The following is a 24,462-nucleotide window of genomic DNA, read 5'->3' as shown; positions in this document are numbered from 1 at the left end:
GGCTGTTGGAATACCCCTGTTTTTTGTGAAGGGGTGGAGATGGTCCATTTTCCTCATCCAAACTTTGGCTCTTAGAGCGTTTTAAATCGATTTTCTCTACCGGGAGAAGAGATCAATCACAAGTAAAAAGCCCCATAGACTACGCAATGGCCTGATTGTACGGGATCCAAGCGACCGCGTCGGATGCTGGGGGCATCATCGCATTATCCGGCCTGCTGGAAGCATTATCGGCCTGCTCGAAGCATCGTTGCCTCCTGGGGCTTGGACGTGCGGAGGAAATTGCTGCTATTTTACAGGAATTTCGGCTTAATGAGTCCACATCCCAAGGAATTGCTGCAAATCTACATCATTTTAGGCCCTTTTTCTTCAAGCCGAAGCGAAACGGGGAAAATTCCTGTCATTTTGCAGGATTCCCTTTCTGGAATCGTCGTCCATATCGAATTGCTGTATTTATGCAGGATTTCGCTTACTGAATAGGAGCGTCTGGAGAAATCGTGGAGTTTTGCGGATTTCGACTGCCGGATGGGCGTGTCTAGGGAAATGGTGCAGTTTTCAGGATGGTGGAAATATCCATTTTCCGACTCAAAACTTCTTTCTCAACAGCCTGCAGGTTGCATCAATTTCACATTTTTCTCGCTTGTTTGAGGCCAAATCCGGCGAAAGGATGCAGTTTTGCAGCAATTTTACCGGATTCATCACGCAAGTGATAAAAAAACTGCACCCGTGCAGCTGTTTTCAATTCGGGGCGCCACGATGTGCATTCGAGACAGGAAACCGCCAGCGCGAGTTCGGAACCAGAGATCCACATCTGCGCCCGAAGCCGGTTCATTTGCTCCGTCGTCGCTCCCCGCACAAAAACAGCCCCTTGCCGAATCCTTCTCTCCTCGGCAGGGGGCCGTCTGGCCAGCCCAAGGGGCGCCATATGCGAAGCGCATTACAAGAAAAGCGCCCGGTTAACCCAAATATTCAACCTGCTGAAGCATCCGCTTCAGCATCGCCGCCGCTTGCGCCCGGGTCGCCGTTCCCTTCGGATCGAAGGTGGTCGACGTCATGCCTTGGACGATGCCGCTCGTCACCGCCTTGGCGACCCCGGTCACGGCATAGCGCCCGATCTGATTGCGGTCCTTGAACCGGTTCAGGGCCGCCGGATCGGCGGTGACGGCATAGCCGGCATAATCCATGGCGCGCACCAGCATGATGGCCATCTGCTCGCGGGTAATCGACTCGTTCGGCCGGAAGGTCCGATCCTCGAAGCCGCCGATAATGCCGGCCTTCGTCGCCGCGCCGATATACGGGGCCAGCTTGCCGGACGTGCTCACGTCACGGTAGCCGGCGGCTGCGCCCGCATCGCCCTGCAGCCCGAGCGAGCGCGCGAGGAGCGTCGCGAACTGGGCGCGAGTAATGTTCGCGTTCGGCGCGAAGGCGGCGGAGCTGACGCCTTCAATAATATATTTGGAAGCCAGCTCGCGGATCGATTCCCGCGCCCAATGGCTTCGAATATCTTGGAAATCTTTGCTGCGGTCCATCAGCGCGACCGCTTGATTGCCTTTGAAGAGGAAGTCGAACACCGTCACTCCGGCTCCCTCCTTCATCACGGTCGGCACGAAGCCCGCCTTCGCCAGGGCGGCATCGTAGCGGACAGCCGAAGCGTTGCCGCTATCGACATAGCCGGTCGTGCGCACCTTGTACTCGAGCTGCGCCTCAAGCGCCCGCGGACTGGCCGAACCGGCGTAAGTGGAAGCATAGAAGTCGATCGGCTGCACGCGGATATTCGCCCCGGTCTCCTGGAGATAGCTCGTAAGCGAAGCAGCGTCCGCCCCTGCCGCCTTCTCGGCCTGCAGAAGCAGATAGGCGCTGCCGCCCCATTCGCGCTCAAGCCGGCTGAAATCAAGCTCGCGAAGCGGCACCGAGTACAGAATGTCCCCGTACCGGATCGAGAAGACGGCATCGCCCGCTTTATGGTAGACATCCTTCAGCGCGGACAGCGGAACGGCCACCATCGCCGCGCGCTCGGAAGCCGGCACCTCGAATGCGAGATGATTGCGGGTACCGTTATGCATGACATACTCGAATGAGGCCTTCAACTTGCCGGCCGGCAGCGTATACCGCTTAACGGCCTGGCCGTAACGGGAACGATCGGATGAGGTCTCCGCCGCCGAGCTGGACAACAGATACCATCCGCTGTCAAGGAACCAATCATACGAAGCCGGCTGAATGTCGCCCGGCCGCACCGAACCGTCCGTCTGATTGGCGGCCGCCGCGTTGGCGAACGAAGAGACCGCATTGCCGTTCAGATCCCGCAGCGGATTCGTACCCGGCGCATAGGAGACCGTGACGGCGCTGTACGGGTTCACGCTCTCGTCGAGCGTGAGCGTCACCTTGTCGCCCTGGACGGAGGCGCTCTTCACCCCCACGCCGGCATGGTCTGCCTGAACGGAGAACTGGGATGACGCCGGCGCCGGCGATTCCCGCAGCTTCTCCGAGAAGGTCAGCGTCACGGACGCGCCTTTGACCGAGGCGCGGCGCAGCACCGGCGCCTCGTTATCCGTCTTGTTGGCGACCTTCGCCAGCGTGAAGGCCGCGGCCGCATTGCCCGACAAATCCGTCAGGCGGGGATCGGCCGGCGCATACGATACGGTCACCTCGTCGTGGTCGGAGACGCTGGAATCAAGCGCCAGTTCCACGACGTTCCCCCGGATCTGAACGGCCTGGACGTAGCGTGCCGTCCGGTTCACGAGCACCGAGTAATGGCTGCGATGCGGCACTTGATTCGCAGCCAACCCTTCGTTATACCGAAGCCGGAGCAGGCTGCCGTTCACTTCGGCCGTGTCCAGCACCGGCGGCTTCGTATCGTTCAGATTGCGCACATACTGCTCGCTGATCGCAGGCACGGGATGGCCGGCCCGATCCTGCAGCGGGTACCGGTCAGGCGCATACCGGATCTTCACGACCTGCCCGTTCGTAATGAGGTGAAGCAGCGATAGCGTCACCTTGCGCCCGTCCTGTGCAATGCGGGCGATGGCTCTCGTCTTGCCGTCCACCCAGACCGTGAACTGATCCGCAGCCTTGGACGATACCGCATCAAGTTCTTTGTTGAATTCGAAGACGATCTGCGTCCCCTTGGCCGTCACCTGCTCCAGCTTCGGCAGCGTCGCATCCGCCGTATCGCTGACCGGCGTCCGGTCAAGCGCGGCTGCGGCGTTGCCGGCCGCGTCCCGAATATTCCGGTCCTTGCCCGGCGTATAGCTGATCCGAACGTCTTGGCCGTAGGCAATCCCGCTCTTCAGCTTCACGTCGACAGCGCTTCCCGCTACCGACACATTCCCGATGCTCCGCGAGTCCCCGTTGACCGTGACGGAGAAGCGGGATTGCGGCGGAACCGACGCGGGATCAAGCGGCTCGTTGTAGGTCAGCCGGATCGTATCGGCATTCTGCATCGAAGCCGACAGCAGCACCGGCGCCGTCACGTCCTGCTTGCCCGTGGCGAAGCGCCAGGCGTTGTCGCCCTGAAGCCCGGGATAGGCCTGTTTGCTGCCGTTGCGCAAGGCGCCTGCCGTAATTTCCACGATATATTCCGTATCCGGCTTCAGATCCAGCACCGGATCGATCGTAATCGTCTTGGTGCCGTCCCCGCTAATCCGGTTCGATGACGCGGAGATCGCCTCATGCACCTTGCCGTCCTTGGCCGTTCTGATGAGGACGCTGCCTTCCGCTTTCCATACCGGTTCATTGAACGTCAGCGCCAGATTGGCATCGATGCGCACATCCTTCTGGCCTCGGGCGGGCGACAGCCGCTCCAGCACCGGAATGCCCTGCTCCGCCTTCGTCGTGAACGACCAGACCGCCGGATCATAAATGCCAAGGTATATCCCGTGCTCGTTCGTGAATGCGCCGTAATCGACCTGAACCGAATACGTTGTGCGATAATCCAGCTTGACCGAAGGCGTAATGACCGCCTTGGTCTCTTTGTCTTCGAGCCGGACTTGATCGCTATCCACCGCTATCGTCTCCACGGTCTCGCCGCTTCGCTTTTTGATCGTAATATGTCCCTTGCCCTTGCTTACCGCCTCGCCGAATACCATGCTCAGCTGCGGTTGAATGTCGATGTCCTCCGAGCCGGAACGCGGCGTGACGGAATCAACGGAAATGATGTGCCAGCCTTGTTCTGCCCGAGCAACTTCGTCGGGCGACTGCGCCAAGGCCGTGCTGATGGACAGCTCCATCGCCATTGCCGCCGTGAGTAAGACGGCCACTGCTCTTTTCACGTGTGAACCCCTCCTTTGGTCGAACCGACCAATGTATCCTTGCGGATGTGCGGTACGGCGCTGCTCCTTCGCCGCACCCACTTTCTATAACGCAAGCGGGGCGCCATTTGTTGTTCGCCAGCGGGAGGCGTCAGCAAATCGCATCTTAGGTAGGGGGTCGAAAGTTCGGCAGTGGCCTGTCCCTTTTCCGGTCCAGCTCATCTATTGCGGCTATAGTCATCCCGACTTCGGTCACACCGTTTTGCGCCGGACGTAATAGGTGAACACATGGGACAGGACGACTTTGAGCGCCGCGAACACCGGCACGGCCAAAATCATTCCGACAATGCCTGCGAGCTGTTCTCCGACGAGCAACGCAAAAATAATGGAGAGCGGATGCATATGCAGCGTCCGGCCAACCACCTGGGGGGAAATAATATTCCCTTCGAGAATTTGGCATGCCGTATTGACGCATATGACGAAAATCATCATCTTCAACGACATGGTCGAAGCGACGATCAGAGCGGGAGCCGCTCCGAAATACGGCCCGAGATACGGAATGATGTTGAAAATGGCCACGAACAGCGCCAGCAGCAGCGCATAAGGCAGTCCGATCAGCCAGTAGCCGGCATAAGCCAGCAACCCGATAATGGCGCAGACGAGGACCTGGCCCCGGATATAGCTGCCGAGCGCATTATCGATTTCTTTGAACATCATCACCATATGCTTGCGGTGCGTTTTGGGCACATAGGCGATGACGGTTCGTTCGAACACATTGAAGTCTTTCAAAATATAGAAAATCAAAAAAGGAACGATAAGCGCCATCATGAGGACGTTGAGCATATCGCCGAGGTTGTTCATAAATTCCGTAATCACCTTGCCCACCCGCTGCTCCATTCCGTAAATCCAGTCGTTCAGACTGCTTCGGACCGACGCCGGCATGAGAGACGACTCGCTGAGCCCATCCATCAGTTCCGCAGCCTTCGCATTCAAGTGAGGCATCTGCTCGTTCAATTCCTCCAGTTGCTCCATAATCATCGGAATCATATTGATGAGCAGCACGGTCACGCAGGCGATGAATACCGCATAAATGAGCAGCACCGCAATCGGCCGGGGAACTTTGCGCTCGGACAGCATATTGACGACCGGATTGAGCACATAAGCGATAATCATCGCGATGAGGAACGGGGCAACCACCGACTTTACAATCCCGTATACATTGCCGAGAAGCGGCTTCAACAAGTACAAGTAATACAGGATGAACAACGCGAGCAGCACATATACGCCATAGACGAACAGCTTGTTTTTCCAAAAACGCTCCACTGTATTCCACACTCCGTTCGGACGAGCATCATACAGTAAAGTATGCGTAGTTAAGCGAAAATTAACTCGGCCGGCCGGCCGTTCCTCATCTTCCAAATGCGTTGGTTGTCGCTGCCGCGGAAGCGCAGGCCGGGACGGCGGCGCTCGATAAGGAACCGCCCGTCCACGAGCACATCCGTCAGCCGCAGCAGCTCCCGCTGATCCCGGGTTCCGTCCCGCAGCAGGTCCTCCACCGTATATCCGGTGTAGCACCAGACCGTCCGGCCCGCTTCCTTCACGATACGGGCCAGCTCCGCCAGTTCCCGGGCTTGGAGGAACGGCTCGCCGCCCGACAAGGTAACATCGGTGAGCGGATTGGAGAGCACATCGGCCGCCACCGCTTCGACGCTCATCAGCGTTCCGCCGTCGCTTCGCCAGGAGCTTGGATTGTGGCATCCCGGGCAGCGGTGAGGACAGCCGCTGACGAAGACAACCGTCCTTAGCCCTTCGCCGTCCACGACACTGTCATGGAGTATCGACATCACGCGCAAGCTCATCGATGCTTCACCCGCTCGCTCTCCTCGTTGCGCTTGGCTGAATTCCATTTGCTCATATCGCCGACAAGATAACCGGTAATGCGGCGAATGCGCTCAATGTCCTCGTCGGCGCCGCCGCATACGGGGCAGGCCTCCTCAATCATGTCCTGATGGCCGCAGCGGCGGCAGCGGTCGACCGGATGGTTCATCGAGCCGTAGCCGATTCCGTGCTCCGCCATCGCCCGCACAATCCGATCGAGCGCTTGCGGATTCGCTTTGGCGCTGCCGTCCAGCTCGACATAGGTGATATGGCCGGCATTGCACAAGGCGTGGAACGGCCCCTCGATGCGGATTTTGTCATACGCCTGAATCGGATAATAGACCGGTACATGAAATGAATTCGTATAGTACTCGCGATCGGTAATGCCCGGAATGCGGCCGAAATCATCCCGATCGCGCTTCGTGAATTTGCCGGACAGCCCTTCGGCCGGGGTCGCGAGAAGCGAATAGTTCATCCCGGTGGCCGCCACGGCTTCGTCCATCCGCTGGCGCATATGGCCGACAATCTCTAGACCGAGCCGGCGCGCCTCCTCCGATTGGCCGTGATGGCATCCGGTCAGGGCGACCAGCGCTTCGGCCAGCCCGATGAAGCCGACGCTGAGCGTGCCCTGCTTCAAGACATCGCGCAGCTCGTCCTCCGGCTGAAGCCGCTCGCTGCCGCGCCAGACGCCCTGCTGCATCAGGAACGCGAAATCGCGCGCCCGCTTCCGCCCTTGATATTCATAGCGCGCGGCAAGCTGTCTTACGGCAATGGCGAGCATATCGTCCAGCAGGGTAAAAAAAGCTTCCTTCGTGCGGGCGAGCAGCGCGATTCGCACCAGATTCAGCGAGGTGAAGGACAGATTGCCGCGTCCCTGCGGCGTCGACGGACCGTTCACATTGGCCATGACCCGCGTGCGGCAGCCCATGTAACAGACCTCGCTCTCCGGCGTTCCGTCGTCATGCTCCTGGTTGAAGGGGGCATCCAGGAAGGCGAAGTTCGGGAACAATCGCTCCGCCGTCGTGGCCAGCGCCAGTTCGTACAGATCGCGGTTCCGATCCTGCGCCCCGAAGTTGACGCCGGTTTTTACCTTGAAAATCTGGATCGGGAAAATGGGCGTCTCCCCCTTGCCCAGGCCCGCCCTCGTCGCCAGCAGCAGCTGTCTGATAAGCATGCGCCCTTCCCGCGAAGTGTCGGTGCCATAGTTGATCGAAATGAATGGAACTTGTCCCCCGCCTCGCGAATGCATCGAATTGGCATTATGTATGAAGGCTTCGCAGGCCTGGTACACGTCGCGCTCGGTCAAGCGCCATGCTTCCTGCTCCCGGTCAAGCTCCGGCTGCAGCGGCAGGGATTCGAGATAGGTCAGGTGGCGCCGGAACGTCTTGCCTACATAGGGAGCCAGATCGTAATCGAAGGCGGGATACGCTTGTCCGCCATGCTGCTGGTTCTGGTTCGCCTGCAAAATGATCGAGGCGAGAGCGAGCGCGCTCTTGATATCCTGCGGCTCCCGCATATGGCCGTGCCCGGTATTGAAGCCCCGCTTCAGGAGCTGCCCGAGCGGAATCTGGCAGCAGGTCGTCGTTCCATACGCATAGAAATCGAGATCGTGAGGATACAGCAGATTGTCCTCCACCGCTTCCCGCGCTTCCGGGGCCAGCAAATAATTCATCGCATACCAACGCGAGCATTCGCTGGCCATTTTGCTCATGATGCCCATCGGAGAGCGGCCGTCCACATTCGCATTTTCGCGCATCAGATCCGAATCGCGGTCCTGTACGATTTCGTGCAGCGCCTCTGTCAGCGGATGGTTGTCCGGCAGCGGCCCGCTATCCCCTCTCCGGGAGGTTCCCCAGGATGCCCACGGCATCGGTCCGGCGCCTCCCGCACTCTCTTCGGCAACGTTCGCATCGCGCAATCGCGGCATGATCGTCATCGCTACTCCACCCTTTCCTATCGTCTCTCTTGATATTTAAATACTCAAAACCACTATATGTAGTATTTGTATTTTGTAAAAGACACAATATGTATTATCTACAAATGAGGAACCTAACAATATGAGATCGGTCACAGCCAGGCGGCCCCATAACGGCAAAAAGCGCCCATGCACCGCGCGAGGCGGAGCATGAACGCTTTTGTTCGCTTTATTGTGACTTGTGTCCGTTCCGTTATGAAGAAGCATGCGCTTCCGGATAGGGCGGTGTCATAAATTCATCGCCAAAAAATAAATCGTCGAGCGAGCTCAACGTACCGTCTTCTTCCACCTGGAACACCGACATTTTATCGCCGTTAACGGTCAACTCGATAAAGCATCCCCAGCAGTAAAACTGATGGGCGCCAATTTTCCCGATATCTTTGGAATTGCAATTCGGGCATCGCATCATCGTTCTTCACCATTCCGTCCATTAGACTAATTTGCTTGTGCACTTGCGCTTCCGCTCTCTTCCACGACGATTACATCGGTGCCCCATTTCAAGCGGCTCATTCCTTCAATCCGCCGTCTTCCTTCCAGAAGGTCCGCAAGCAGGCCGTCTGAAATTTCCAGACCTGTTATCTGGTTACCCATATTGGGCTGAAAATAAACATCGGCGACCCATCCGAGCTGGGAGCCTTCCGAAGTGATGACCGGCAAACCCTTCAATGCCGTCTCTCCCGACAGGAACGCCCGTTCCAGGGAGGCGCTGTCCTTCAGTTGCACAGCCTCCCCGCTCGCAATCATGACCGCATCGTCCCCGCAGGCCGTCACATCCTCCCAGCGTACCAGCATGTCCTGCTTGCGGACGCGGCTGACAAGCTGAAGATGCGTAATCTCCCACTCGGGAGTGATGCAGATATCTTTCACTTTGGAAATTTGCTTGCCCGTACCGATATCGAACACCGGCAGGCCGATCAGCTCCAGCAACTTCATTCAGGGGGCCCTCCTTCGGTTCATGGACATGCGGCTGCGCCGCACAGGCGCGCCTCTCCGCCGACAGCGCTCCATTCGCCGGGGATCGCCCCTCCAGGCGGTCTGACAGACTTCCTAATTTCTATTACGGACGCGATTGGCGATGGTTGCAATTTGTTGCGACACAATATCGGCTTGCTCTATAGTATTGCCCAATCCGAAGCTGAATCTAACGGCGGTGCTCTTGCGAGGCTCGGACAGCTTCATCGCTTCGAGCACATGCGATACTTCCAGGGAACCGGAAGTGCAGGCGGAACCGCTGGCTGCCATGATGCCTGCCAGATCGAGATTCATCAGCAGCGTCTCTGTCGGAACGTCCAGCACGCTCACATTGAGAATGTGAGGCAGATGCCGCTCCGGATGCCCATTGTACGCAACCCGATCTCCCAATTCATCCACCAGCCTCGACCAGAGCGCAGCCCTCACTTGCTGGGTCTGGCGGACCTTGTTCTCCCGTTCATCCTCCGCGATGCGAAGCGCCGCCGCGAAGCCCGCGATTCCGGCCACATTTTCCGTCCCCGCCCGGCGCTTCCGCTCCTGATTGCCCCCGTGCAGCATCGGCTCCCAATCCGTCCCTTGGCGAATATACAGACAGCCGACGCCCTTCGGTCCGTTGATCTTGTGGGCCGAGAAGCTGGCCATGTCAACCGGCCAATCCTTCAGCTGGAACGGCAGCACTCCGAGCGCCTGAACGGCGTCGGTATGCATCGCAATCCCCTGCTCGCGCACCAGCTCGCCGATCTCCCGAATCGGCTGCAGTGTGCCCACCTCATTGTTGCCCGTCATGACGCTCACCAGGCAAGTATTCGGCTGAAGCGCTTCCCGAATGCGCTCCGGCGCGACAAGGCCTGTCTCGTCCGGCGCGACGTAGGTGACTTCCACTCCGAGCTGCTCCAAATAACGGCAAGCGTGGAGCACCGCATGATGCTCCACTTCCGTCGTCACGACATGAGGCGGACGTTCCCGTCCGTGTCTCCGCCAGGCGGCATGGACCACGCCGAACAGCGCCGCGTTGTCGCTCTCGGTCCCGCCGCTCGTAAAGACGAGATCCTGCGGCCGGCAGCCGAGACGTTCCGCGACGCCGTCCCGCGCCCGGGTCAAGGCCGCCGTCGCTTCGCGGCCGGCCGCGTGAACGCTGGAGGCGTTGCCGTACACGTCCCGCATGACCGCGATCATCGCTTCCGCCGCCTCCGGGTGGAGCGGCGTCGTCGCGGCATGATCGAAATAAATTCGTTCCATTTCGGTTCCCTCGCGATCGTCAAATATAGAACATATAGCTTTCCTGCACGTTCTCATCCTTGTACGAGATCAGATCCTTCAGCGTGGTCGAATCAAGCACCTGAGCGATGCTGTCGCGAATGCGCAGCCACAGGTCGCGCTTGGCCGGATCGTCCTCTTCCGTGAAATCGACCGGTGAAATCGGGCCTTCGAGCACGCGGATAATTTCGCCTGCCGTGACCTGCTCCGGGCTCTCCGGCAATATATATCCGCCGTAGGCTCCCCGTATGCTCTTGACCAAGCCCGCGTTGCGGAGCGGCGCAATCAATTGTTCAAGGTAATGCTCGGAGAGATTGTTCTTCTCTGCGATGCTCTTCAAGGATGTCGGGCCTTCGCCGTAGCTCCTGGCCAGCTCCATCATAATCGTTAGCCCGTAACGGCCCTTTGTTGATATTTTCATGGTTACACCTCATTTATTGGTTGTTCCTGTGCAATTCAATGTATTCCGATTAAGGCACCCCGTATATCGTAACATAACTATCTCCGTTATGGACAATAATCTGACAGGCTATTCGGATAAAGTTCTGCATCGATAGATGTATGTTCACATAATAGGGTATATATGGTAAGTTGTTGATATATGTGATAATAGCGTATTCATGCAATTCGCAGTTCGAAAGAAGGTGATTCTGTGAGTTCGGGTCGAAGACTCGTCGGCGACTTAATATACGAGTATCGGAAGAAGGCAAGGTACACGCTTCGTCAGTTGTCGGACTTGTCCGGCATTCCCAAAGGAACGATATCGAAAATCGAAAGAGGGGAAACGAAGCGCCCTGAATTGTCTACCGTTCTGGCGCTGACATCCCCCTTGTCCATTCCATATGCGGATGTCGTGAGTCATTACCTTGTTACGGAGAGGCGCAAGAGTGTTGTGCAACCTATGCTCCAGGAAGCGATTCGGACAGGTGACATGGAGGTCATCGAGAAGATTGCTGTCCGGTTTTTGGAATGCGACGGCGCGGACAGCTTTGACCTAACCACAGAATTATACAGCATGGCAGAGTCTGTAACCGATGTCACGGTCAGACTTGGATTGTTCGAATGTATCACAACCTACGCCAGGGAGCATGGCATACAGCCTTATTTGGCCAAAGCTTTATTCCAGACGTACTTGATTCAACGAAATGATTTCAGCAAGCTGGATCTCACTTTTCATACCGGAACCTATCTGCTGAATTACATCAATTTTTTCTCGGAAGAGGACAAGGCGTTGCTGCACTTCAAGCTGGGGTTTCATGCCTACGCGATGCAGCTTTATGAGAACTGTATCGAACTGTGTACCCCTATCGGCAAAAAGTATAAAAGCGATGACCTTACGAAGGCACGTGCCCTGCTCCTTATTTGCAATTCCTATTACTATTTAGGCGATTACTTTTTGGCGGAGCAGTACCTATATGAATGTAAAAAGTACCCTTTCGCAGAGATTCAAGAAAATGTTTCACTTAATGAGGCTTGTATAGCGGGACGAAAAGGAAATAGCAAACAGGCCATATCACAACTCCTCATCTGCTTGGAACAGTCCTCGCCCAATAATGCGATCCATGTCGTGAACGAGCTTCTTGAGTTATACCTCCAAGATCAAAATATTGATGCTATAGAACAATTAATTGACGATGAAGCCCGAATTCTGAATGCCCACTATCACACGCCATTTAAAAAATCTGAATTAGCCCTATATTTTAAATTGAAAGCGGGCTATTACATTTTGAGAAAAAAATATGAAGATGCGATTGACTGCTACACGTTAAGCATGCTGCACTATATAGATGTCGATTCTCGTATTAGAGCGAATGATTGTTTTAATTTAATCGTGTTTATATTACCCAAATGGGCACAGCAACAAATTGTAAAATCATATAAGCAAGGGGAAGGGCAAATTTCGATTTGACCCTTCTTTTTTAACCGTATTTTTGTCTTATTTTAGTTAAATATGTCGAAAGGTTTTATTAATGGTTAATTTTAGCGAAATCAAGAAACCTCAAGTATATTTCTTGTTGAGAAAGGGGGAAATCCAATCTAAATGCTCACTCATGCGGAAGAAAAGTTAATTTTGCAAAAGGTTCAAGAGTTGCGTCAACGTTTAACATTATCAGTTGGCAATAAGAAAAGCCTCAGTGATGAGCATGTTGTTAAGCTGAGTCAGGAGCTTGATTGTTACATATTGCAGCTTCAAAAAAAGAATTACTTCCATCGAGAGAAGACTAATGGGACGCAAATGATATCGAAAATGACAGGTTGAGTTAGTTGACTTCTGTAATTTCCTTGAAATTAAGAGGGGAAGATTGATCAACGAGATGCAAGACGCAGAAAGAACTTAGTGGGGGTGATGTATTTAAGAAATACTTCCCTTGGCGGTCAGAGAATTCCATATAATTTAAAGGGGACTATAACCAATGAAATATAATATTCTAGTAGTTCCTAATATCTTTAGATTGTACCAAGAAGACCTTCTCGTCTTCTTGTTGCAATAAATAGAGCCGATTCCTGATAAGCTTAGGCGGGCAGTACCGGGAAACGACTCCGAGCGCTCTTTCCTTTGCAGTGCAAAGAGAACAGCTTAACTAATTATAACACAACAGGGTCTTTGTACAAAGCGAAGGAAAGGGTAGCCCACATTATAAGGAGGGATGCCCTTTTGTTGTTGTTAACTCATCCAGAATTCGCGCATAACTAGAGAGGCAGAACAATTGTTGATAGTCTGTCGAAGAGTTGAATCGATTTTATGCAAGCGATGTTCACATTCCAAACTGGAGGTTAGCAAGTAATGAAAAAAATGATAATGTTTACCGTTTGTGTACTTGGAGGCGCTTCTTTACTTATGGCTTCAGGTGCATTTGCCGAAACAAGCTCCACAATGGTTGAAACCGTGGCCGTTCACGATGTACCTGTGAAAGCCAAACCTAACGCTGTATTGGAATACAAAAACGGGGAATTTGTGGTCATCCAAGAAGAAGTTCCAGGCAACCAACAAGAACATGCAACCTTCAATGATACCACTCCCCCCGACTGGCCGGAAGAGATTCTTCAAAAAATGAAGCATTCGGATATTGTGACAGATGAGGAGTTAAAGAACCTTCCGCACCATCCGGAAGTACAGATGATCTGGCCCAAAGCAGAAGAAGGAATGATCATTCATTATAATTTCGAGGGCGACATCCAATCCATTTACCTGAATGGCAGTAAAGTTCTTGCATCAAATTGGGCAAAGGGACCCGCTGAAAAGGGCACTTACGGCCCATGGGGCAACCACAAAAATCAGATCGTTGCGACGGATAAGCAAGTTGAAGGGACGGGACGCATCACGAACTTCTTCGATAAAATTGGGGACCATGATAATGAATTGAAAAAATTTGATGTTGCAACTAAAGGAATCTATGACAATCCTAAATCTGAAACAAAGATTAGCGTAAGAAATTTCAATAATGATTTGACAGTAACTTGTTATAAAAATGATATTGGAAGTCTTCCCGATGCTGTTCTCGATGTATTTCGGACAACGTTGGAAGAGTTCGGCGAGAAAGAGGATAAAAACACGAGTTTCCCAGGAAGATATCATTATAGGAAATAGCCTAAGGAGGGGCTTCCCTCCTTTTTTATCATTCGTGGATAGGAGATGTGGATAACATGAGAAGAAAACGTAATATATTTTCGCTTTGTGCAATATGTCTAATCGTTAGTATCGCACTCTCTGCATGCACTTCAAAGAGTACCCCCTATTTATCCATTACGTTAACAACCTCCAAGGAGGATCAGGTTGTCTCGCAAATATATCAATATGAAATCGGGAAACAGAAAGTGAAGTTAGCCGGGGAAGTTCCGTATACGTCACAATATCCGCTTGGAGTCTATGATGCAGGCAACGAGATCATTTATTATTCTTCACGAACAAGCGATGGCAAGTCGGATCAGTTATTTTCCATGGATTTGAAAACCGGCAAAATCGAGCAATTGACGACAGAACTGTATGCTATTAACCATGTTGTTGTTGTAGATGGTATGGTCATTATGGATGCTTCTTTTAAAGACAGCTACGATAATCATATAAAGCCTATCGTATCGTATCATCCGCAGACGAAAGAATTGAAACCCTGGTGGGATCTGAACAAAGACGACACGACCGTATGGGATTTAAAATACAATGAAGCAGCCGGGACGATTTATGCGGCAATTTATTCTTGGAAAGAAGATTTCGGAAATGTGGTAAAAGCTAATAAACTTCACATCAAACCTGAACCTCCTCTTTACACCGTAAAAGAATATGACGTCAAAGGGAATGAGATCAAAGAACTCTTTCACACAAAAGAGGAATTAGTCTTCTTTTCCTTAGCTCACGATGGGAAAACGGCTATATACGGAAGCGCTCCCTATGTGAACACCCCCAGACACTATACAATTGTTGACCTTGCCACGGGACAAGAGCAATTGTTCACTGTGTTTGAAGCGATAAGTGATGCTTTTTTTGAACCCGATGATTCAAATGTGCTGCTCGTATTAGGTATATATAAGGATAAGCGCGGTGTATATCGGTATGATCGCGTGACAGGCAACGTGGAACTGCTTCTGGCGGAGCCGGAGAAGGATGGAGCCATTAACAACTTTACGATCATGGTGGAATAAGACGATAAAAATTCCACATTTTTTTCAATTTTATAATATTGATGGGCATACATCCGGAAGAAGCCAACTTAATGATGTTGGCTTCTTCGTTTATTCAGCGGATCAATAATTGAGAGTAAAAAAATAAAATCAACAACTTACTTCCCATCTTTACTTCCAATACGTATACATGGATGTTTCTGTTCAATACGGATTTCGATGATAATGTTCATAATGGAACATTCGACCAGAATGCACAGAACCGTGGAGGAAAGGAATGTTGCTCTATGATAAATGAAAAATTAGCGACCTTGCGCCCGACGGAACTTGGAATCCGGTTCACTCCGCTAGACATACATAACCAAGAATTTGACCGCACGTTTCGCGGGTATAACGAAGATCAGGTTAACGAGTACTTGGACCTGATTATTAAGGATTACCAGACCTATAACCAAATCATCCAAGAGCTGCAAGCACAGATCGCCGAACTGCTGCATGAAGACGCCCCGAGCCGCCTGAGCCTGACATGAACGATATTGTGCTGCGCATTCGGGAGCTTGAACTTTACTCTTTCGGGAGAACAAAAGATTAGCGGGGAGGAAAGTTTCACAGCAAAGCGGCCCATACTAGAAACATGCAGGGCTGGGCTTTTGAATCGTTAATTTCCCCCATCTATTTCAACCGGTATGTTACAATAGAGTGATACTATAAATCGACGGGTTCCGGCCGGGAGCGGCCCTCATCGCCTAGACCGGCCGGCCCGCAGCAAAGACGGTGATATCATGACAACTGCGAATGCCCATACCCGTGTCGTCGTCGGCATGTCGGGGGGCGTCGATTCCTCCGTAACGGCCTTGCTGCTCAAGCAGCAAGGATACGATGTAATCGGCATATTTATGAAAAACTGGGATGATACCGACGAATTCGGACATTGCACCGCCGAGGATGATGCCGAAGACGTGCGCCGGGTCTGCGAGCAGATCGGCATCCCTTATTATACGGTCAACTTCGAGCGTCAATATTATGACAAGGTATTCTCCTACTTCCTGGAGGAGTACCGGCGCGGACGGACACCGAACCCGGATGTCATGTGCAACCGGGAGATCAAATTCGGGGAATTCCTGCAAAAAGCGCTCGATCTCGGGGCCGATTACGTTGCCACGGGCCATTATGCCCGCGTCGTGCGGGAGAACGGCCAAGCGAAGCTTCTTCGCGGCATCGACCGCAACAAAGATCAGACCTATTTCCTGAATGCCTTGAACCAGGAGCAGCTCGCGCGGGCCATGTTCCCGATCGGCCATCTGCCGAAGCCGGAAGTGCGCCGGATTGCGGAAGAAGCCGGACTCGCCACCGCGAAGAAAAAGGACAGCACCGGCGTCTGCTTTATCGGCGAGCGCAATTTCAAGGAATTTTTGAGCCAATACTTGCCGGCGCAGCCCGGGGACATGATCGATATCCGCAGCGGAGAAATCAAGGGCCGGCATGACGGCTTGATGTACTATACGCTCGGACAGCGCCAAGGCCTCGGCATCGGCGGTTCGGGCACCGGCGAGCCTTGGTTCGTAGCCGAAAAGGATCTCGACCGCAATATTTTGTATGTCGTCCAGGGCGAAGCCCATCCAAGTCTGTATTCGACCGGGCTTCGGGCGACCGGGGTGAGCTGGATCGCGGGCGATGCGCCGGACAAGCTGCATTGCACGGCCAAGTTCCGTTACCGGCAGCCGGATCAGGAAGTCACGGTCGAGCGAATCGGCGACGGGACCTATGAAGTGACGTTCGCCGTGCAGCAGAAGGCGGTGACGCCTGGACAAGCCGTCGTGTTCTATGACGGCGAGGTCTGCCTGGGCGGAGGAACGATCGACGCCGTTCATAAGCTCACGTACTAAGCGGAACCGGGCTCCGTTCGGCAGCAGATAGATGACAAATCCCCCCTCGCTCCCGGAGCGAGGGGGGATTTGTTCATTTTATACGGTCGTCGAGGCCGAAGAATCGATTTCGTCGCGGGCGGGCGCATCCAGCTTGCGGACATGCAGCCGCGCGATGCGCAGATGATCGGTCTCCTCCACGATGAATTCGAACTGAGATTCGACGGCGATGCTCTGGCCTACCCGCGGCGGCACTTCCACCTGGGCGTAGATCCAGCCCCCGATTGTATCGTAATCATCCGATACGATATCGGTGCCGAAGTATGAGTTCACTTCCTCGATCAGCAGGCGTCCGTCAATGGAATAATTCGACTCGTCCCGCTTCTCGATCTGGGGCCGTTCCTCGTCGAATTCATCCTGAATCTCGCCTACGATCTCCTCCATAATATCTTCCAATGTAACCAGACCTGCCGTTCCGCCGAACTCATCGATGAGCAGGGCGATCTGCACCTTGTTCTTCTGCATCATCTTCATCAGTGCGCTGATGGAGATCAATTCCGGGACGCTCATCATCGGTCTCATCACTTGGCGTATATCTTCAATCCCCGGGGGCGCCTTCACCAAATCCTTGATATGGACAAAGCCGATAATATTATCCTTGTCCTCGTCGCACACCGGATAGCGTGTATGCATTTCCGTAATTGCTTTTTCTTTGTTCTCCTCGAATGAATTCTGCGCATAGAGGCAGACCATATCCGTGCGCGGAATCATAATATCGCGCGCGTGCGTCTCCGTGAAGTCGAAAATGTTATCGACCAAGGCAAGCTCGGTATTGTCAATCAGACCGCTCTTGTAGCTTTCTTTCATCAAAATGCGTATTTCTTCTTCCGTATGAGCCGACTCATGCTCGGAAGCAGGCTGAATACCGAATAACTTCAGCAGCAGGTTCGCGGTTCCGTTCAACAGCCAGATGAACGGATACATTATCTTGTAAAAGTAACGGAGCGGCGCCGCCGTCAACAACGTAATCGCCTCGGCTTTGCGAATGGCGAGAGACTTCGGAGCCAGCTCGCCTAGCACGATATGAAGCACGGTAATGATGATGAACGCAATCACCGTCGATACGCTGTGCAATACGACTTCGCCCAGGCCAATAGCCTCCAGCGGCTCTTTGAGAAGCTGGGCCACCGTCTTCTCCCCGATCCAGCCGAGGCCGAGGGAAGCCAGCGTAATGCCCAACTGGCAAGCGGACAAATACGCGTCAAGATGCTCGGTCACATGCTGCGCGAACCGCGCCTTCGCATTGCCTTCCTGCACCAGCGTATCAATCCGGCTGCCGCGCACCTTCACCATGGCGAATTCGGCAGCGACAAAGAAACCGTTCAGAAATACAAGAAATAGAACCAAAAAAATGCCTAAGCCTATCGGTAACGGATCATCCAAACCTTCCCTGTCTTCCCGTCATCGGAACAGACAGGTACACCTCCCCATCATCAGAAAATAATTGCATTAAGAACATTATATAAGAAAGTACATAACCGTCAAATGGCGGCACGGCCCGAAAAACCGATGAAATGGCATCCCCTTGCCGTGCGCCCGGTTGACATTAAGTATATTCCGCCTCTACGGCGTCCTATCACCCATTTTGCTTGGAAACGGGCCTTTTTTATAATTTGGAAGCATACCTCACCGCTTCATTCAGCAATCCGATAATATAGTCATCATCGCAGATGTATAAAATATTTTGTCCTTCCCGCCGGTAACGGACAAACCGGTATGCCCGCAGCGTCTTCAACTGGTGGGATACCGCCGACTGGGAGAGCTGCAGCGTCTCCGCAAGCTGGTTCACGGCGCATTCTTCCTTCGCCAGCATGGACAATATCCGTATCCGCGTCGGATCCCCCAGTGCCTTAAAGGTTTGCGATACATGCTCGAGCACTTCAGGATCCAGATCTTTTCCCAGGAAATATTCCATTATTGTCTCTCCTTTGTCCTATGGTCCATCCCCTGCATATTCCGGCTCCGGACGGGAATGAACATATCCTCATATGTTGGCAAGCTGTGTTGCCTGTAGGATATGACAAAGCGGCTCAATTTAAACATGGCGTTTCAAGGAAATTGACGGCACGCGAATCGCGCATCCCGCTTATGCGGCCGGCATCGGGGTAGGCGTCGGCTCCGCATATCCTTCTTTGTATTTCTCGTCGATCGCGTTGCGGATGCCGGTGTCGCTCATGCCTTCCCGCTTCAGCTTGGAGGCCTCCACCGCGATATTCAGGCATACGCCGCAGCGCGTGCCGTGGTCGTCCCATACGACGGCGCCGTCTTCTTGGATCTCCGCGACGAAGCAGTTCAGGTTGTTCTTATGTCCTGCTGATTCGCCGCAGCCGCAATAGCAAGGAATCGAGGCGAGCAGTGCATGGTTGGCGGCTGCCAGCTTATATATCAATTGCATCTCCTCGCTCTTATCGTCCATAAAAGGCGGAAGCTGATCCGCCGAAGCCGTCGTCTGCCGCAGATCCCCATTCGGCATCAGCCGCTCGGCCGCTTCCGGCTTCCCCGTCACGGCCTGTCCGGCGTCGCCGGCGCTGCATCCGGCGGCTCCGAGCACCGCTACCGTTACCATAACCGCACCGAGAAGCTTTTGAATCTTATGCCGTCCCGTAAGGGAATGCCTCGCTTGGAACATGTCGATTCCTCCATTTTCTTTTCATCTCATCGATACTGCGCGTGACCATGCGGCCCGCGCTACCCTGGCAGACCGGCCATCCATCGTCCTCCCGCCGCAGCGGCGAGCCCGACGGCTGCCGTCAGGAACAGATACAGCGCGCAGCGGCCGCGCTGCTTGTCCTTCCATAGCGTCAATGCTTCGAAGCTGAAAGTCGAAAATGTCGTAAAGGCGCCGCACCATCCGACGGCGGCGAAGACGTACAGCGGAGCGGGCAGCACATGCCGCATCCCGGCCAACAGGCCGAGCAGGAAGCAGCCGCTCCAATTGACAAGCAGCGTCCCCCACGGAAAGCGGCTGCCTGCCCGCTTCGTAATATAAGCGCCCAATTCATAGCGGCTCCAGGCGCCAAGCGCCCCGCCAAGCGCTACCCACAGCATATTCATCGACGTCCCTCCTCGCGTGCGCCGGGCGGATTGGATCGCGCCGCCCAACGCATGCCGAGCCGGGCGAGCCCCAGTCCAAGGCCGATGCTCGCCGTCAAATAAAAAATCGCGACGGCATACCGCTGGGCCGCGAACAGGTCCAACGCTTCGACCGCGAAGGTCGAGAATGTCGTCGTTGCCCCCGCAAGCCCGGTCCCGAGCAGCGGCTTCCATAGCGGCGACAGGCCGGTTCGTTCCAGGAGCCAAGTGAAGAACCAGCCGAGAAAGAGACAGCCGGCCAGGTTGACGGTCAATGTCGCCCAGGGGAAGCCTGCCGACGGGTCGAACGGGAGCAGCAGGCCGACGCTATAGCGGAGACAGGCCCCTGAGCTTCCCCCGGCCGCGACGGCGGCTCCCGCCGCTCTCCGCATCGCTGCGGCCCCCGCTCTGTCTGTATGCTTCTCCATCATCGCTTCCCTCTCCCTTCCGAATGCGGTCTGTTCGCCCTTCGCACGCTTGGAGCTGGTCCGCGGCGGAAACGGCGCGCTTCCCTTAGTCCCCTTGATCCGGCTTCGCTTGGCGCCTCCGTTCCTGATTCAGCCGCATCTTCGCCTCGGTCCCTTGCTCGCTCGCCATGAAGAAGACCCGGTTCCGGACAGGGTCCGGCAAATATTGCTGCTCGACGTAATGCCCGGGATAATCATGCGGATATTTATAGCCCTTGTGCCCGAGCTTCTCGGCTCCCTTGTAGTGCGCATCGCGGAGATGGAGCGGCACAGGAGCCGACGGATAATCGTCGAAAGCCGCCATGACGCGTGCGATGGCCTCCGGAATCGAATTCGACTTCGGACTCTCGACCGCGAACAGAATCGCCTGGGCGACAATATACTTCGATTCCGGCCACCCGATGCGATGGTACGCCTCCATCGCGCTGACCGCCTGAACCATCGCCTGCGGATTGGCCAGGCCAATATCCTCGCTGCAGGCGACCGTCAGGCGGCGGATGAAGGTCATCGGATCCATGCCGAGCTTCTCCACCGCGTAGAGGAACCAGTACAGCGCCGCATCGCTGGAGCCGCGGATACTCTTGTGGAAGGCGGACAGCACGTCATATTGCACCGATTCGTCCGCCTGCACGAGCGGTCTGCGCACAGACTCCTCCGCCACCTCCATCGTGATGCGGACCGTTCCGTCCGCCTCCGGGGAGGTCGTCATCGCCGCCAGCTCCAGCGCGTTGAGCGCCCGGCGAATATCGCCGTTCGCCATCGAGGCGATATGCTCCAGCGTTCCCGGCTCCGCCTCCACCTTCATGAAGCCGAGACCCCGTTCTTCATCGGCCAGTGCCCGGCGCATCGCGATCAGCGAATGCTCCTTCGTCAGGGGCTTGAGCTGGAACAGCGTCGAGCGGCTCATCAACGCCCCGTTGACATGATGGAACGGATTCTCCGTCGTGGCGCCGACGAAGATGATCGTTCCCTTCTCGACGGCGGGGAGCAGCGCGTCCTGCTGCGAGCGGTTGAAGCGGTGCACCTCGTCCAGGAACAGAATCGTCTTCGTATTGTACAGATTGCGGTTGTTCTCCGCCTGCTCGATGACCGCGCGGACATCTTTGACCGAAGCGTCGACCGCATTGAGGCGGACGAACTCTCCCTGCGTCCGCTCCGAAATAATATTGGCCAGTGTCGTCTTCCCGCATCCCGGGGGCCCGTACAGCAGAATCGACGAAATGCGATCCCCTTCGATTGCCCGCCGCAGCAGACGGCCCGGCCCGACGATATGCTCCTGGCCGATATATTCGTCAAGCGTGCGCGGGCGCATCCGGTCGGCGAGCAGGCGCAAGCCCGGATCCCGCTCTTCCTGATAGGAGAATAAATCCATGTTCATCACCGTGCTTCTATCGTAGAAATCAGATCGCGGACGACGACGCTGACCATGATCAGCCCCGCCACCGGCGGCACGAAGGAGTTGCTCGCTGGCGGCTGCTTCGCCTTGCGGATATCCGGCGCCGTCTCCGGTACGATTTTTTCCGTTACATCCGCCCGCGGCTTCAACGGCTCCTCGGTCGAGAAGACGACCTTGACTCCTTTTTTGATGCCGTCCTTGCGCAGCTTCTGCCGGATGACGCGCGCGATCGGATCGACAGTCGTCTTCGAGATGTCCGCCACCTGAAACCGCGTCGGATCCATTTTATTGGCCGCTCCCATGCTTGAGATAATCGGGATGTTGCGGCGCAAGCATTCCTTAATGAGGTGAATTTTATAAGAGATCGTGTCCGAAGCGTCCACGACATAATCGAGATCGTAGGCGAACAGCTCCTCATACGTCTCTTCCGTATAGAACATATTCAGCGCGATGGCGTCGCACTCCGGATTGATGAGCTTGATCCGCTCCCGCATCAGTTCCGCCTTCTTCTGTCCGACCGTCGTCGTCAAGGCGTGAATCTGGCGGTTCACATTCGTGATGTCCACGACATCCTTATCGATCATGATGATGCGCCCGATGCCCGTGCGCGCCAGCGCTTCCGCCGCGATGCCGCCGACGCCGCCGATGCCGAGCACGGCGACGGTGCTGTTCTTCAGCTTGTCCAGCCCTTCCGGGCCGATGGCTAATTCTGTACGCGAAAATTGATGCAACATCAGCTATTCCTCCTGCGGGCCTATCGCCCGAGTATAATGGCAACGCCCCTGGCCGCCTGCTATATAGCATAGATCGGCAAGGGGCGTTCGTTCAAGCTGCTCGGAGCAGCGGGCGAATTATTGCTCTTCTTTCTTATCCTTCTTCTTGAAGGTCGATTTGATATGCAGCTGCTCCAATTGCGCCGGCTCCACGACGTTCGGCGCGTCCATCATCAGATCGACGGCGCTGGCCGTTTTCGGGAACGCAATCGTCTCGCGAAGATTCGTGCGGCCTGCCAGCAGCATGATGAGACGATCGAGACCGAGGGCGATCCCGCCGTGCGGCGGCGTGCCGTATTCGAACGCGTTCAACAGGAAGCCGAACTTCTCTTGCGCCTCCTCCGGGGAGAAGCCGAGCGCCGTGAACATTTTCTCCTGCACGTCGCGTTTGTAGATTCGCAGCGAGCCGCCGCCCACTTCGTAGCCGTTCAGCACGAGGTCGTACGCCTGAGCCCGGATTTGGCCCGGATCCGTATCGAACAGATGCAGGTCTTCGTCTTTTGGACGGGTGAACGGATGGTGCGCCGCCACATAGCGCTTCTCGTCCTCATCATAATCCAGCAGCGGGAAATCGACGACCCAGGCGAATTTGAACGCGCTATCGTCGATTAGATTCAGTCTGCGGCCGATATAGAGGCGAAGGTTCCCGAGAACATCGTATACGACCTTGCGCGTATCGGCGGAGAACAGCAGGAGGTCTCCGTCTTCGGCGCCTGTGCGCTCGCGCAGGGCGGCGATCTCTTCCTCGCTCATGAACTTGACGATCGGACCGCGGAACTCGCCGTCCTTCACTTGAATCCACGCCAGGCCCTTGGCCCCGTAGCGCGCCGCATACGGCCCCAGATCGTCGATATCCTTGCGGCTCCACGTGCCGCAGCCTTTGGCGTTCAGCACTTTGACGACGCCGCCCTTCTCGATGACGGAAGCGAATACTTTGACGCCGCTGTTCGCCACGAGATCGCAGACGTCGACCAGTTCCAGGCCGAAGCGCAGGTCCGGCTTATCCGAGCCGTATTTCTCCATTGCTTCCTGATACGTGATACGCTGGAACGGCGCCGGAATGTCCACGCCGATCGTCGCCTTGAACAGGCGGACCATCAGCTGCTCCATCATGGTCTGGAGCTGCTCCTCGGACAGGAAGGAGGTCTCGATGTCAACTTGCGTGAATTCCGGTTGGCGATCAGCGCGCAGATCCTCGTCGCGGAAGCAGCGGGCGATCTGATAGTAGCGCTCCAGACCGGATACCATCAACAACTGCTTGAACAGCTGCGGGGATTGCGGCAGCGCGAAAAATTCGCCCGGATGGACGCGGCTCGGCACAAGATAGTCCCGCGCCCCTTCCGGCGTGCTCTTCGTCAGAATCGGCGTCTCCACCTCGACGAAGTCTTGCTCGTCGAGGAAATCGCGAATCACTTTCGACGCTTTGGAGCGCAGCTTCAGCGTACGCTGCATTTCCGGACGGCGAAGGTCCAGGTAACGGTAGCGCAGGCGAAGCGACTCGTCGATTTCGATGCCGTCTTCAATGAAGAACGGCGGGTTTTTGGCCCCGTTCAAGATTTCAATCTCCGTCACGCGAACTTCCACATCGCCTGTCGGCAGGTTCGGATTGACCGTCTCCGCGTCGCGCAGCACGACTTGTCCGCTCACCGCCACGACGAATTCATTGCGCAAGCGATCGGCAATCTCATGCGCTTGGCTTGAAAATTCCGGGTTGAATACAATTTGTACGAGACCGGTGCGGTCGCGCAGATCGACGAACAATACGCCTCCCAGATCCCGCCGGCGCTGCACCCAGCCGTTCAAAGTGACCGTCTCTCCGATGCGGGCCTTCGTTATGTCTCCGCAGGAATGCGTCTTATACATCATGAACTCCACTCTCCTCACAT

The 24,462-nt window shown here is 55.1% G+C and carries 23 protein-coding genes; 6 read left to right on the top strand and 17 right to left on the bottom strand.

What is annotated here, in order from left to right; genetic code table 11:
* Positions 1-622 precede the first annotated feature (622 nt).
* From L6439_RS07475 to cymR, 9 genes are all read right to left on the bottom strand, one after another.
* A complete protein-coding gene (locus L6439_RS07475) occupies positions 623-853 on the bottom strand; it encodes a hypothetical protein (RefSeq protein WP_213471341.1) in 231 nt (76 codons plus the stop codon).
* A gap of 100 nt (positions 854-953) precedes the next feature.
* Complete coding sequence (locus tag L6439_RS07470; RefSeq protein ID WP_213471340.1) at positions 954-4,265, bottom strand: SwmB domain-containing protein; 3,312 nt, start codon at positions 4,263-4,265, stop codon at positions 954-956.
* A gap of 231 nt (positions 4,266-4,496) precedes the next feature.
* The gene (locus L6439_RS07465; RefSeq protein WP_168178683.1) at positions 4,497-5,567 is read right to left on the bottom strand and encodes an AI-2E family transporter; all 1,071 of its coding nucleotides are present in this window, start codon (positions 5,565-5,567) and stop codon (positions 4,497-4,499) included.
* 50 nt (positions 5,568-5,617) lie between these two features.
* Entirely contained in the window at positions 5,618-6,097 is a 480-nt protein-coding gene (nrdG, locus tag L6439_RS07460) for an anaerobic ribonucleoside-triphosphate reductase activating protein (protein WP_168178746.1), read from the bottom strand.
* 2 nt (positions 6,098-6,099) lie between these two features.
* A complete protein-coding gene (locus L6439_RS07455; RefSeq protein WP_213471339.1) occupies positions 6,100-8,058 on the bottom strand; it encodes an anaerobic ribonucleoside triphosphate reductase in 1,959 nt (652 codons plus the stop codon).
* Between the two features lie 232 nt (positions 8,059-8,290).
* Positions 8,291-8,506, bottom strand: coding sequence for a hypothetical protein (locus L6439_RS07450; RefSeq protein ID WP_006679674.1), 216 nt, complete (start codon positions 8,504-8,506; stop codon positions 8,291-8,293).
* 26 nt (positions 8,507-8,532) lie between these two features.
* On the bottom strand, positions 8,533-9,030 hold the full coding sequence (locus tag L6439_RS07445; protein ID WP_168178685.1) for a PRC-barrel domain-containing protein: 498 nt from the start codon (positions 9,028-9,030) through the stop codon (positions 8,533-8,535).
* 114 nt (positions 9,031-9,144) lie between these two features.
* Entirely contained in the window at positions 9,145-10,308 is a 1,164-nt protein-coding gene (locus L6439_RS07440) for a cysteine desulfurase family protein (protein ID WP_168178686.1), read from the bottom strand.
* Between the two features lie 19 nt (positions 10,309-10,327).
* The gene (gene cymR / locus L6439_RS07435; RefSeq protein WP_168178687.1) at positions 10,328-10,747 is read right to left on the bottom strand and encodes a cysteine metabolism transcriptional regulator CymR; all 420 of its coding nucleotides are present in this window, start codon (positions 10,745-10,747) and stop codon (positions 10,328-10,330) included.
* A gap of 231 nt (positions 10,748-10,978) precedes the next feature.
* Between cymR and L6439_RS07430 the strand changes: the two genes are divergently transcribed.
* From L6439_RS07430 to mnmA, 6 genes are all read left to right on the top strand, one after another.
* A complete protein-coding gene (locus L6439_RS07430; protein WP_213471338.1) occupies positions 10,979-12,235 on the top strand; it encodes a helix-turn-helix domain-containing protein in 1,257 nt (418 codons plus the stop codon).
* Between the two features lie 132 nt (positions 12,236-12,367).
* Entirely contained in the window at positions 12,368-12,586 is a 219-nt protein-coding gene (locus L6439_RS07425; RefSeq protein WP_213471337.1) for an aspartyl-phosphate phosphatase Spo0E family protein, read from the top strand.
* A gap of 525 nt (positions 12,587-13,111) precedes the next feature.
* On the top strand, positions 13,112-13,915 hold the full coding sequence (locus L6439_RS07420) for a hypothetical protein (protein ID WP_213471336.1): 804 nt from the start codon (positions 13,112-13,114) through the stop codon (positions 13,913-13,915).
* A gap of 56 nt (positions 13,916-13,971) precedes the next feature.
* Positions 13,972-14,964 carry a hypothetical protein gene (locus L6439_RS07415; RefSeq protein WP_213471335.1) on the top strand — a complete coding sequence of 331 codons (993 nt, stop codon included), beginning with the start codon at positions 13,972-13,974 and terminating at the stop codon, positions 14,962-14,964.
* A gap of 266 nt (positions 14,965-15,230) precedes the next feature.
* The gene (locus L6439_RS07410) at positions 15,231-15,473 is read left to right on the top strand and encodes a DivIVA domain-containing protein (RefSeq protein WP_210429323.1); all 243 of its coding nucleotides are present in this window, start codon (positions 15,231-15,233) and stop codon (positions 15,471-15,473) included.
* 252 nt (positions 15,474-15,725) lie between these two features.
* Complete coding sequence (gene mnmA, locus L6439_RS07405; RefSeq protein WP_168178688.1) at positions 15,726-16,829, top strand: tRNA 2-thiouridine(34) synthase MnmA; 1,104 nt, start codon at positions 15,726-15,728, stop codon at positions 16,827-16,829.
* A gap of 78 nt (positions 16,830-16,907) precedes the next feature.
* Here the strand turns inward: mnmA and L6439_RS07400 are convergent, their stop codons facing one another.
* From L6439_RS07400 to aspS, 8 genes are all read right to left on the bottom strand, one after another.
* Positions 16,908-18,251: a hemolysin family protein gene (locus L6439_RS07400; protein ID WP_168178689.1), complete on the bottom strand. Its 1,344-nt coding sequence runs from the start codon at positions 18,249-18,251 to the stop codon at positions 16,908-16,910.
* 223 nt (positions 18,252-18,474) lie between these two features.
* Positions 18,475-18,783: an ArsR/SmtB family transcription factor gene (locus L6439_RS07395; protein ID WP_006679667.1), complete on the bottom strand. Its 309-nt coding sequence runs from the start codon at positions 18,781-18,783 to the stop codon at positions 18,475-18,477.
* Positions 18,784-18,954: 171 nt separating this feature from the next.
* Complete coding sequence (locus tag L6439_RS07390; RefSeq protein ID WP_213471334.1) at positions 18,955-19,497, bottom strand: PCYCGC motif-containing (lipo)protein; 543 nt, start codon at positions 19,495-19,497, stop codon at positions 18,955-18,957.
* A gap of 59 nt (positions 19,498-19,556) precedes the next feature.
* Positions 19,557-19,922 carry a fluoride efflux transporter CrcB gene (crcB, locus tag L6439_RS07385; protein ID WP_213471333.1) on the bottom strand — a complete coding sequence of 122 codons (366 nt, stop codon included), beginning with the start codon at positions 19,920-19,922 and terminating at the stop codon, positions 19,557-19,559.
* Positions 19,919-20,371 carry a fluoride efflux transporter CrcB gene (gene crcB / locus L6439_RS07380; RefSeq protein ID WP_237096778.1) on the bottom strand — a complete coding sequence of 151 codons (453 nt, stop codon included), beginning with the start codon at positions 20,369-20,371 and terminating at the stop codon, positions 19,919-19,921. The genes crcB (L6439_RS07385) and crcB (L6439_RS07380) overlap by 4 nt, the downstream gene beginning before the upstream one ends.
* Positions 20,372-20,453: 82 nt before the next feature.
* Positions 20,454-21,779: a replication-associated recombination protein A gene (locus tag L6439_RS07375; RefSeq protein ID WP_213471354.1), complete on the bottom strand. Its 1,326-nt coding sequence runs from the start codon at positions 21,777-21,779 to the stop codon at positions 20,454-20,456.
* Positions 21,780-21,784: 5 nt separating this feature from the next.
* Positions 21,785-22,537 (bottom strand): tRNA threonylcarbamoyladenosine dehydratase, encoded by a 753-nt coding sequence (locus L6439_RS07370; protein WP_168178693.1) that lies wholly within the window; start codon positions 22,535-22,537, stop codon positions 21,785-21,787.
* Positions 22,538-22,654: 117 nt separating this feature from the next.
* Entirely contained in the window at positions 22,655-24,442 is a 1,788-nt protein-coding gene (gene aspS, locus L6439_RS07365) for an aspartate--tRNA ligase (protein ID WP_213471332.1), read from the bottom strand.
* Between the last annotated feature and the right edge of the window lie 20 nt (positions 24,443-24,462).

This window comes from Paenibacillus dendritiformis (assembly GCF_021654795.1).
Lineage (GTDB): Bacteria > Bacillota > Bacilli > Paenibacillales > Paenibacillaceae > Paenibacillus_B.
This window is presented reverse-complemented; position numbering and strand designations above follow the sequence as displayed.